The organism is Falsiroseomonas sp. RANM36 (assembly GCF_056682175.1).
Genome location: NZ_JBWXTD010000007.1, coordinates 173,653 through 184,223 on the forward strand (window position 1 = coordinate 173,653; position 10,571 = coordinate 184,223).

At 72.0% G+C, this 10,571-nt stretch carries 10 protein-coding genes; 5 read left to right on the top strand and 5 right to left on the bottom strand.

Annotated elements, in window-relative coordinates:
• The 3 genes from AC1MIR_RS24960 to AC1MIR_RS24970 form a co-directional block, all read right to left on the bottom strand.
• On the bottom strand, positions 1-1,541 hold a 1,541-nt coding region (locus AC1MIR_RS24960; RefSeq protein ID WP_480030876.1), incomplete at its 3' end, for an ABC transporter permease.
• Positions 1,541-2,767 carry an ABC transporter substrate-binding protein gene (locus AC1MIR_RS24965; RefSeq protein WP_480030877.1) on the bottom strand — a complete coding sequence of 409 codons (1,227 nt, stop codon included), beginning with the start codon at positions 2,765-2,767 and terminating at the stop codon, positions 1,541-1,543. The genes AC1MIR_RS24960 and AC1MIR_RS24965, both read right to left, overlap by 1 nt.
• A gap of 167 nt (positions 2,768-2,934) precedes the next feature.
• Positions 2,935-3,906: a Bug family tripartite tricarboxylate transporter substrate binding protein gene (locus AC1MIR_RS24970; protein WP_480030878.1), complete on the bottom strand. Its 972-nt coding sequence runs from the start codon at positions 3,904-3,906 to the stop codon at positions 2,935-2,937.
• 105 nt (positions 3,907-4,011) lie between these two features.
• Here AC1MIR_RS24970 and AC1MIR_RS24975 point away from each other — a divergent pair, with 105 nt between their 5' ends.
• The 5 genes from AC1MIR_RS24975 to AC1MIR_RS24995 are packed head-to-tail and all read left to right on the top strand — an operon-like array spanning position 4,012 to position 8,698.
• The gene (locus AC1MIR_RS24975; protein ID WP_480030879.1) at positions 4,012-4,725 is read left to right on the top strand and encodes a hypothetical protein; all 714 of its coding nucleotides are present in this window, start codon (positions 4,012-4,014) and stop codon (positions 4,723-4,725) included.
• Positions 4,726-4,756: 31 nt separating this feature from the next.
• Positions 4,757-5,719, top strand: coding sequence for an aminotransferase class IV (locus tag AC1MIR_RS24980; protein ID WP_480030880.1), 963 nt, complete (start codon positions 4,757-4,759; stop codon positions 5,717-5,719).
• Positions 5,720-5,730: 11 nt separating this feature from the next.
• Complete coding sequence (locus AC1MIR_RS24985; RefSeq protein ID WP_480030881.1) at positions 5,731-6,756, top strand: extracellular solute-binding protein; 1,026 nt, start codon at positions 5,731-5,733, stop codon at positions 6,754-6,756.
• 29 nt (positions 6,757-6,785) lie between these two features.
• Positions 6,786-7,931, top strand: coding sequence for an ABC transporter permease (locus tag AC1MIR_RS24990; RefSeq protein WP_480030882.1), 1,146 nt, complete (start codon positions 6,786-6,788; stop codon positions 7,929-7,931).
• Positions 7,928-8,698 (top strand): ABC transporter permease, encoded by a 771-nt coding sequence (locus AC1MIR_RS24995; RefSeq protein WP_480030883.1) that lies wholly within the window; start codon positions 7,928-7,930, stop codon positions 8,696-8,698. Before AC1MIR_RS24990 ends, AC1MIR_RS24995 begins: the two co-directional genes overlap by 4 nt.
• Positions 8,699-8,714: 16 nt before the next feature.
• On the opposite strand, the gene AC1MIR_RS25000 is transcribed toward AC1MIR_RS24995, so the two are convergent.
• Both AC1MIR_RS25000 and AC1MIR_RS25005 read right to left on the bottom strand, forming a co-directional pair.
• Positions 8,715-9,173, bottom strand: a complete 459-nt coding sequence (locus tag AC1MIR_RS25000; protein WP_480030884.1) for a RidA family protein — start codon at positions 9,171-9,173, stop codon at positions 8,715-8,717.
• Between the two features lie 53 nt (positions 9,174-9,226).
• A partial coding sequence (locus AC1MIR_RS25005; RefSeq protein ID WP_480030885.1) for an ABC transporter substrate-binding protein occupies positions 9,227-10,571 on the bottom strand: 1,345 nt, incomplete at its 5' end.

Consider the following 10,571-nt stretch of genomic DNA (forward strand, 5'->3'; position numbering starts at 1 on the left):
GGCCGGGCCCCCCCCCCCCCCCCGGGGCGCCGGGCGCGCCCCCCCCCCCCCCCCCCCCCCCCCCGCAGGGTCGCGCCGAAGGGGGCGTAGATCACATGCCGCAGCGCGGCGATGCCGCCGATGGCGCAGGCGGCGACCAGGTAGAAATAGACATGGCGCGACGCCGCCCAGGACGAGGGCCAGACGCCGACCACGCCGTTGTCGCCGCCGGTCACCTCGACCCACTGGAAACAGACCGCATAGGCGATCTGGGCGAAGGCGAGGGTCAGCATCGCCAAGTAGATGCCCGAGAGCCGCACGACGAAGAAGCCGAACAGCGCGGCGAAGGCGCCGCCGGCCAACGGCGCGGCCAGCAGGGCGGGTTCCATCGGCACGCCGGCGCGCGTCACGAGCAGCCCGGCGGCATAGGCGCCGAGGCCGAAATAGGCGGCATGGCCGAAGCTGACGATGCCGCCATTGCCGACCAGGAAGTTCAGCGAGAAGGCGGCCAGCGCGAAGACCAGCACCTCGGTCGCGACCTTCAGCGTGTAGGCGTCGCCGAAGGCGGGCAGGGCGAGTGCCGCGGCGATCGCGGCCGCCGCCAAAGCGCGCTCGACCGTGCCGAAGCGCGGGGGATCGAGGATGCCTTCCGGCAGGGCGGCGCGGCCCGTCGCCGGTTCCGGCCGCCCCAGCAGGCCCCAGGGCTTCACCACCAGCACCACGGCCATCAGCAGGAACACCAGCACCAGCGTGATCTTGGGGAAGATCAGCACGCCGAAGGCCTGCAGCTGCCCGATCAGCAGCGCGGCGAGGAAGGCGCCGGTCACGCTGCCCATGCCGCCGATGACGGTGACGACGAAGACCTCGGTGATGATCGAGAGATCCATCTGCGCCGAGGCCGAGATCCGCGGGATCTGCAGCGCGCCGCCGAGCCCGGCCAGGAAGGCGCCGAGGAACAGGGTGCCGGTGAACAGCAGGGCCTGGTTCACGCCGAGCGCGCCCACCATCTCGCGGTCGCGCGTGGCGGCGCGGATCAGGATGCCGAAGCGCGTGCGGTGCATCAGCAGCCACAGAAGGCCGAGCACCGCGGGGCCGACGAAGATCAGGAACAGCTCATAGGCCGGGAAGCGCTGGCCGAGGATCTCCACCCCGTGCCGCAAGCCCGGCGCGCGCGGGCCGGTGATGTCCACCGGCCCCCAGATCCACAGCACGGCATCCTGCACCATCAGCACCACGCCGAAGGTGGCCAGGAGCTGGAAGAGCTCCGGCACCTTGTAGATCCGGCGCAGCAGCAGGAACTCCATCGCCACGCCGAGCAGCCCGACCGCGAGCGCGCTGAGCAGCACGCCGCTGAAGAACAGCCAGGGCGAGCGATCGAGCTCCAGCAGCCAGGGCACGACCGTCACGGCGATGTAGGCCCCCAGCATGTAGAAGGAGCCATGGGCGAAGTTCACGATCCGGGTGACGCCGAAGACCAGCGTCAGCCCGGAGGCGATGACGAACAGCGAGGAGGCGCTGGCCAGTCCCGACAGGGACTGCACCAGCAGGAAGGCGGGGTCCACTAGGCGCTGGGACGCGCGGCGCGCACCTCCGCCTCGGGGAACATGTAGTTCGCGCCGTCGGCATAGCGCGCGTTGCGCATCGTGCCGGTGCGCCCGCGCAGCACCGTCTCGCCGACCCAGGTGCCCATCGTGCCCTGGTGGTCCAGCCCGCGCATGGTGACGGGGCCGGAGACGGTCTCCGTGCGCAGGTCCTTGAAGGCGTCCACCAGCGCCTCGTTGTCCAGCGAGTTCGCCTTGTTCAGCAGATTGGCGATCACCTGCACGGTGACGTAGCCGAGCAGGCTGCCCTTGCGCGGCGTGTCGTTGAAGCGGGCACGATAGGCCTCGACATAGGCCTTGTGCGCCGGCCACTCCACCTGGTCCCAGGGATAGCCCGTGACCACCCAGCCTTCCGGGCATTCGTCGCCGAGCGGGATCATGTATTCCGGCTCGCCGGTCAGCAGGCTGAGCACGTAGCGCCGCTCGAAGAGGCCGCGGGTGTTGCCCTCCCGCACGAAGGCCGTGAGGTCGGCGCCGAACAGCACGTTGAAGATCGCATCGGGGCGCGCCTGCAGCAGCGCGCCCACCGTGGCGCCGGCATCAACGCGGCCGAGCGCAGGATACTGCTCGGCCACGATCTCGACGCCGGGGATGGCCGTGCCGATCAGCTTCTTGAAGTTGGCCGCGGCGGACTGGCCGTATTCGTAGTTCGGCGCGACGATCGCCCAGCGCTTCTGCGTCTTCCCGCGCGAGGCCTCCACCAGCATGCGCGTCTGCATGTAGGTGGAGGGGCGCAGGCGGAAGGTGTAGCGGTTGCCCTGCGCCATGGTGATCGCATCCGTCAGCGGCTCCGTCGCCAGGAACAGGCGCTTGCGCTGGTTGGCGAAATCCGCGACGGCCAGCCCGACATTGGAGAGGAAGGTGCCCGCGATGAAGGAGACATTCTCGCGCGTCAGCAGGTCCTCGGCCACGCGCACCGCGTCGCCGGGCGTCGCGCCGTCGTCGCGGAACACGAATTCCAGCGGCCTTCCGCCCATCACGCCGCCGGCGCGGTTGATGTTGTCCGCCGCAAGCTGCATGGCGTTGCGATACGGCACCGAGAAGGCCGCCATGCGGCTGTAGGAGTTCAGCTCGCCGATCCGGATGGGCGCGCCCTGCGCGCGCGCCGCGCGCAGCCCGATCAGCGCCGCCGCAGCAAGACCGCCGCCGGCCAGCGCGCCGCGGCGCGAAACCTGGTTGCCACTCATGACATTGCCCCCTGTCGATGGTTCGGCCGGCATCCTCGCGCCGGAGCGCGCCCTGGTCCAGGGGAGCCTCGACGACAATGCCGCCGCCACGTGCCGGGCGCCGCTCCGCGCACCGGTCCTGTCGTCTGCCTCGATGAGCCTTGCCGTTGCTTGCGGCGGCGGCCGTTTCAGTTCTGCGGAATATTCGCCTCGCGCACCACCTGGCGCCAGCGGGCGAGGTCGTTGGCGATCAGCCGGGCGAGATCGTCGCGGCTCGAAGCATCCACGGTGAAGCCGACGCGCCCCAGGCGCTCCTGCACATCCGGCGCGCGCAGCGCGGCGACCATCACCTCGTTCAGCCGATCGAGGATGTTGGCCGGCGTGGCCCTGGGCGCGACCACCGCGGTCCAGCTGCCGCTGACGATCTGCGGCACGCCCTGCTCGGTCATCGTCGGCACGTCGGGCAGCGTGGTCATCCGGCGCGGGCCCGCCACCGCGATTCCGCGCAGCGCGCCGGCCTGCACCTGCGGCCCGACCGTCGCGGCATTGAGCATCGCGATCGGCGCCTGGTTCTGGATCACCGCCTGCATCGCCGCGGGGCCGCCCTGGTAGGGCACCGCCGTCGCCTCGGTGCCCGTGCGCAGGCGGAACAGCTCCATGCCGAGCTGCTCGGACGAGCCGACGCCGCTCGAGGCATAGTTCACCCCGCCGCTCTGCGCCTTCATCCAGGCGACGACTTCCGGCACGGTGCGTGCCGGCACGGAAGGATGCACGACCAGCATGTTCGGCACGCTCATCACCAGGGTGATCGGCGCGAAGTCGCGCTCCGTCTCGTAGCCGGCGCTGCGCATCACCACCTCGTTGATGGTGAGCGTTCCGCTGGCCGCGACCAGCAGCGTGTGCCCATCGGGCGCCGCCTGGGCGACGTAGCGCGAGCCGATCGCGCCGGTGGCGCCCGGTCGGTTGTCCACCACCACCGGCTGGCCGAGCACGGGCTGGATGCCGTTCTGGATCAGGCGCGCCGCCAGGTCGGTGGGGCCGCCGGGCGGGAAGGGGACGATCATGGTCACCGGCCGGCTCGGCGCCCAGGCCTGCGCGCGCGCGATCGCGGGCAGCATCAGCGGGGCGCCCAGCAGTGCAAGGGCATGGCGACGGCGCATCGTGGTGTCTCCCTGTGGTTGTCGTTGGCAGCATTGAAGCACAAGCGCCGCCAAGGGAAACCCCGCCCATTGACCGACCGGCACGGCCGCCGCCACGCTGCCCCGATGACAGCCCCGAGCGCCGAGGAGGTGCGCGCGCGCCTCGCAGCGATCCGCGCCGCGCGCGGCTTCGTCCTGCCGCATCACGGCCTGATGGCCGCTGCCCTGCCCGAGCTGCATGGCTGCTACGAGGCGATGTACCGCGCCCTCACGCTGGATCGGCGGCATCTCGCGCCGCTGGCGCGGGAGTCGGTCTGGCTCGCCGTGCTCGCGGCGTGCGCGGAGCCGGTAGGCACGCACCACCTCGCGAAGTTCCGCGCGGCCGGCGGCACGGATGCGCAAGCGATGGCCTTGTTCCGTCTCGCCGCCTGGGGCGCCGGCGCCGCGCGCTACGCGGTCCTGGACGGGGCATGGGGCGGGCACTTCCCCGCGACCCCGATCCGCGAGGCCTATCTCGCCGGCGCGCGCGCGCTGCTGGCCGACGGCGCGGTCACGGAACCGCTCGCGCGGACCTGCCTCGCCGCCATCCACACCGCCTGCGACCAGCGCTGGGGCCTGGAGGCGGAGATCGAGGCGGCGCTCGCCGCGGGCGTCGCCGAGGCGGAACTGGCGGAGGCGCTATCGCTCACCATCTGGCCGCGCGGCGTCAACCCTTTCGTCCGCGCGGCCGAGACATGGCTCGGCCTGATCCGCGCGGGGCGTGTCCCGGCCTCCGCGGCGTTCGCGGCCTGGGCGGAGACGCCGGACCAGGGCGCGCTGCGTCTGCCGATCGGGGCTTGACCGTGCCGGTGCGCGGCGCGACGGCTTGCGCATGGCAGAGACGCTGAGGGTTCCCGCCCATCTCACGCCCGAGAATGCCGACTTCACCAAGGCCGTCGCCTTCGTGGACGGCGCGGTGGTCCCGCTGGACCAGGCGCGCGTGCCGGTGCGCGATCTCGGCCTGATGTATGCCGACATGACCTATGATGTGGTGCATACGTGGCGCGGGGGATTCTTCCGCCTCGACGATCACCTCGATCGCTTCCTGTCCTCCTGCGCCGGGCTGCGCCTGGATCCGGGCATGACGCGCGAGCAGCTGCGCCGCATCCTGGCGGAGCTGGTGCGGCGCAGCGGGCTGGCGGACACGCTGGTGTATTTCGCCTGCACCCGCGGCACGGCGGTGCCCGGCACGCGCGATCCCGCGCGGCATGTCGCGCACCGCTTCTTCGCCACGGTCACGCCGCTGATCCTGCGCGGCCAGCCGGAGGAGATGCGGCGCGGCCTGCATGGCATGATCGTGCGCGGCATTCCGCGGATCGCGGCCGAATCCGTCAACCCGGCCTGGAAGAACACGCATTGGGGCGATTTCCAGCGCGCCACCTTCGTCGCGAAGGATGCCGGCGCCGACATCGCCCTGCTGCTCGCGCCCGACGGCGCGCTGGCCGAGGCCCCGGGCTTCAACCTCGTGGCGCTGGTCGATGGCGAGCTCGTCTCGCCGGAGGCCAATGTCCTGCCCGGGATCTCCTGCCGGACCATGTTCGAGATCGCGCGCGACCTCGGCATCCCCGCCCGCTATGGCCGGCTGCTGCCCGAGGATCTGGCGCGGGCGAAGGAGGCATTCCTGACCGCAACCTCCTGCGGCCTGTTCCCGCTGACCCGCCTGGACGGCGCGCCGATCGGGGCCGGCGTGCCCGGCCCGGTCACGACGCGCTTGCTCAATGCCTACTACGACAGGAAGAATGCCGGCTGGCACATCACCGAGGCAGCGGGCATCCCGCCGCCCGACATGGCCTGAGGGGGCTCCCGATGAAAAGACTTCTTGTCCTGCTGGCGGTCCTGGCGCTCGGCGCCGGCCCGGCCTTGGCGCAGCGGGAGCTCACCATCGTCGCGGGCGGCGGCCGCCTGCAGGAGCACATGCGCAGCACGCTGTTCGCCGGCTTCACGCGGCAGACCGGCATTCCGCTGCGCGATGCCTCCTACGACTACAATGTCGGTCCGATCCGGGCGATGGTGCAGGCCAACAACGTCACCTGGGACGTGGTGATGGTGGAGGCGCCTGATCTGATCCGCGGCTGCGAGGACGGCATCTTCGAGCGGATCGACTGGTCGGTGGTGAACCGCCAGAAATTCCTGCCGGGCGGCACGACCACCTGCGGCACGGGCGCCATCGGCTGGGGCGTGGCGGTGTTCCGCGACATCGGTCGCAACCCGACCGGGCCGACCACCTGGCAGGAATTCTGGGATGTGCAGCGCTTTCCCGGCCGTCGCGCGGTGCGCCGCGGCGCGCGGATGACGCTGGAGATGGCGCTGATGGGCGATGGCGTGCCGGCGGCCGAGGTCTATCGCGTCCTCGCCACGCCCGAAGGACAGCGGCGGGCCTTCGCCGCGCTCGACCGCATCCGGCCGAGCCTGCAGTTCTGGACCGGCGGCCAGCAGCCGCTGGAACTGGTCAATGCGGGCGAGGTCGCCTATGCGGCCGGCTACACCGGCCGGGTCGCGACGGCGATCGGCAATGGCGCGAAGCTCGACCTGAACTGGGACACGCTGCTCTTCGCCTATGACTACTGGGCGGTGGTGCGCGGCACGCCGCATCGCGACGCCGCGATGCGGCTGGTGGACTTCATCACCGATCCGGCGCCGCTGCGGGCGCTGGCGGAGCTCTGGCCGATCAATCCGGTCACCGCCGCCGTCGCCAACGATGCCGCGATCCGCGAGCGCTATCCGCTGATGCTGAGCCGGCACCAGGATCGGGGGCTGCAGATCGACACCGAGTTCTGGCTCGACCAGGGTCCTGATCTCGAGCAGCGCTTCGCCGCCTGGCTCAACCGCTGATCCGGCAGAAACTCCTGGCGGCGGCGCTGTTGGCGCCGCTGCTGCTGCTGCTCGGCTTCGCCTTCTTCCTGCCGGTCGGCAACACCCTGCTCACCGCCGTGACCGACCGCGAGGTGGCGGAGACGCTGCCGCGCACGCGCGCCGCGCTGGCGGCGTGGGACGGGCAAGGCCTGCCGCCCGAAGCGGCCTTCGCCGCGCTGGCGCAGGAAGCGGCCGCCGCGCTGGAGGAGCGGCGGATCGGCGCGCTGGCGCAGCGGCTGAACTTCGAGCGCAGCGGGCTGCGCGCGGCCTTGCTGCGGACCGCCCGCGCGCATGGGCGGCTTGCCGCGCCCTACGCGGAAAGCCTGCCCGCGCTCGATCCCCGCTGGTCCGACCCCGAGACCTGGAAGCTGCTGCGGCGGGCCGGCGGGCCGACGACCTCCCTCTATCTGCTGCGCGCGCTGGACCTCACCCGGACGCCGGATGGCGAGATCCGCCGCGTGGACCCGGACCAGGCCGTGTTCGTCACGCTGTTCCTGCGCACGCTCTGGGTCAGCGTGATCGTCACCGGCGCCTGCCTTCTGCTCGGCTGGCCGGTCGCCGCCTGCATCGCCGCGCTGCGCCCGCCCTGGTCCTCGCTCGCGCTGCTGCTCGTGCTGATGCCCTTCTGGTCCTCCGTGCTGGTGCGCAGCACCGCGTGGTTCGCGCTGCTGCAGCGCGAGGGGCCGATCAACGACGCGCTGGTCTTCCTGGGCCTTGCCGAGGCGCCGCTGCAACTCGTCGGCACGCGGATCGCGGTGCTGCTCTCCACGATCCACATCCTGCTTCCCGTCGCGATCCTGCCGATGGTCGGCGTGATGACGCGCCTGGACCGCCGGCATCTGCTGGCGGCGGCCTCGCTCGGGGCCGGGCCGTGGCTGCGGTTCCGCCGCGTCTGGCTGCCGCTGTCCATGCCCGGCGTGCTGGCCGGCGGGGCGATGACCTTCCTGCTCGCGGTCGGCTTCTACATCACCCCGGCGCTGCTCGGCGGCGAGCGGGACCAGCTCGTCGCCTGGTTCATCGCGCAGTTCCTGAACCGCGACGTGAACTGGGGCATGGCGGCCGCGCTCTCGGCCTATCTGCTGGCCATGGCCGCCGCCGTGGTGGCGCTGCTGCGCGCCCTGACCGGCGCCACGCCCACCGGCGCCCGGATATGACGCGGCCCCCCGTGCTGCTGCTCGCCGTCACGGCGGCGGTGCTGCTGTTCCTCTCGCTGCCGATGCTGGCGGTGCTCTGGCTCTCCTTCTCGCCGACCGAGCTGCTGAGCTTCCCGCCGCGCGGCGTCTCGCTCCGCTGGTATGCCGATTTCTTCGGCAGCGACCGCTGGGTGCTGGCCACGCGCAACAGCCTGGTGGTCGGCGGCGCCACCATGATCGTCGCGACGCTGCTCGGCACGGCCGCGGCGCTCGGGCTGCATCTCGGCCAGTTCCGCGCGCGCGCGGTGCTGCTCGGGCTGCTGACGCTGCCGATGGTGACGCCCTTCATCGTCACCGCGGCCTCGATGTTCTTCGCCTTCTCCCTGGTCGGGCTGGCCGGCACGCTGCCTGGGCTGGTGCTGGGCCATACGGTCGTGGCCGTGCCCTTCGTCCTGGTGTCCGTGCTGGCGAGCCTCGCGACCTTCGACGGCACGCTGCTGCGCGCCGCCGCATCCCTCGGCGCGTCGCCCTGGATGGCGTTCCGCCGAGTCCTGCTGCCGCGCATCTGGCCGGGCGTCGCGGCGGGCGCGGTCTTCGCCTTCGCCACATCGCTCGACGAATTCGTCATCACGCTGTTCCTGGCCGGTCCCGCCCAGTTCACGCTGCCGCGCCAGATGTACGCGAATGTGCGCGAATACATGACGCCGACGATCCTCGCCGCGGCCAGCCTGCTGTTCGTGATCTCCGCGCTGATGCTGCTGGTGACGGAGGCGCTGCGCCGGCGCTGAGACCGGCGCATCGCGTTCAGCGGATCAGCACCACCGCCTCGATCTCCACCGCGATGCCGCGCGGCAGGCTGCCCATGCCGACCGCCGAGCGCGCCGGCCGGCCCTGCTCGCCGAACACCTCCACGAACAGGTCGGTGCAGCCGTTGATCACCTCCGGCTGCTCGCCGAAGTCGGGCGTACCGCGCACCATCCCCAGCACCTTGAGGATGGTGTCCACCCGGTCCAGCGAGCCGAGCGCGGAGCGCATGTTGGCCAGCAGGTTCAGCCCGCAGAGCCGCGCCCCCTCATAGCCCGCCTTCACATCCAGATCGGCGCCGAGGACGCCGGTGATGTTGCTGCCATCGGCCCGCCGCGGCCCGACGCCCGAGAGGAACAGCAGCCCGCCACCGATGCGCCATGGCACGTAGTTGGCCAGTGGCTGCGGCGGGCTCGGCAGCGCGATCCCGAGCTCGGCAAGGCGCTTCTCGGCGGACATGGCGGGGCTCCCTTCCTGCGGAAGCTCCACTCTGCCGGGCCCGGCGCCGCGCGTCAGCCCTCCACGCGCAGGATCCCGCTGCCTTCCAGCGTGAACCGCCCCGCCCCCGGACGCGCCGCGAAGACCTCGACCGGGTGGAACAGGTAGAGCCAGGGCGGGTTCTCATGCAGGCGGCGCAGCGCGGCGCCGTAGGCGGCCTCGCGCGCATCGTCGGCCACCGCACGGTTCGCGGCCTCGATCAGGCGCTGGGCCTCCGCGTCGTGATAGCCCTGCCACCACACCGCGCGGTTGGCCGAGGAGATCTTGTCGTCCAGGACGCGGAAGGTGGAGTGCGGCGAGCTGTCGAAGATCGCGACGTCGCCGATCGTCTTGCGCCCGACCTCGCGGGCGTATTCGGGGCGATCCGGCTGTTCCTCGATGCGTGTCGCGAGGCCGATGCGTTCCAGCGAATCCGCCACCGCCTGCGTGATCTCGCGCGCCTTCTCCGGCATCTCGAGCGGCGTGCGCAGCCGGATCGGAGCGCTCGTGCCGGCCTCGTCGAACAGCCGCTTCGCCCGCTCCGGGTCGAAGCGGATGGGCGCCAGCGCCGCGGCCTTCGAGCCCAGATGCAGCGGGCTGACCACGGTGGCGGAGAGCACGCCGAGCCCATGGAACAGCCGGTCGAGGATCGCCTGGCGATCCACCGCGTGATTGATGGCCAGCCGCGCCGCCGGATGCACGAAGGCGCCCGCGCTGCAGTTCAGGTAGTGCATGACGGAGAGCGTGTTGAGCGCGCGCCCCCAGTGCAGGTCCGGCTCGAATCCCGGCCCGCCCGCCAGCCTTTCGAGCTGCATCGCGGCATCCGCCGCGCCTGCCCGGAGCGCCGCCAGCCGCGCGGCGGGATCGGGGATGGCGCGGACGGTGATGCGCTCGGGCCCAGCCGTCGCGCCGACGCGCTCCAGCGTCGCGGAGACGTCCTGCTCGAAGCCCGCCACGCGATAGGGGCCGGTGCCGAGCACGGGCGCGCCGCGGGCATCCTCCCGGCAGACGAAGAATTCGGAGAAGATGTCGAGGATGTCGGCGAAGGGGTCGGGATTGTCCACCAGCAGTGTGGTCCGCGTCGGCGCGGAGAGCGTGGCGCGCGCCAGGTAGCGGCTGTAGCTCCACTTCATCCCGAACATGTCCACCGAGCCGAGGATGCCCTGGATCATCGCCAGGATGTCCCTAGCCTCGCAGGCCTTGCCGTCGTGGAAGCGAGCGCCCTCGCGGATGCGGAACAGCCAGCGCCGGCCGCCATCGGCCACGTCCCATCCGGCAAGCAGGGGGGGGGGCCCCCGCCCCCCCCCCCCCCCCCCCCCGAAGCCGCCATCGCCGCGCAGGAAGGTGGTCTGTTCCAGCGTCGCGAGCTTTTCGTTCGTG

What these genes read in the sequence shown, in the direction of transcription:
- AC1MIR_RS24985 (WP_480030881.1), top strand. Translation starts at nt 5,731, where the DNA reads ATGAAAAGACTTCTTGTCCTGCTGGCGGTCCTGGCGCTCGGCGCCGGC.
- AC1MIR_RS24975 (WP_480030879.1), top strand. Translation starts at nt 4,012, where the DNA reads ATGACAGCCCCGAGCGCCGAGGAGGTGCGCGCGCGCCTCGCAGCGATC.
- AC1MIR_RS24965 (WP_480030877.1), bottom strand. Translation starts at nt 2,767, where the DNA reads ATGAGTGGCAACCAGGTTTCGCGCCGCGGCGCGCTGGCCGGCGGCGGT.
- AC1MIR_RS24980 (WP_480030880.1), top strand. Translation starts at nt 4,757, where the DNA reads ATGGCAGAGACGCTGAGGGTTCCCGCCCATCTCACGCCCGAGAATGCC.
- AC1MIR_RS25000 (WP_480030884.1), bottom strand. Translation starts at nt 9,173, where the DNA reads ATGTCCGCCGAGAAGCGCCTTGCCGAGCTCGGGATCGCGCTGCCGAGC.
- AC1MIR_RS24995 (WP_480030883.1), top strand. Translation starts at nt 7,928, where the DNA reads ATGACGCGGCCCCCCGTGCTGCTGCTCGCCGTCACGGCGGCGGTGCTG.
- AC1MIR_RS24970 (WP_480030878.1), bottom strand. Translation starts at nt 3,906, where the DNA reads ATGCGCCGTCGCCATGCCCTTGCACTGCTGGGCGCCCCGCTGATGCTG.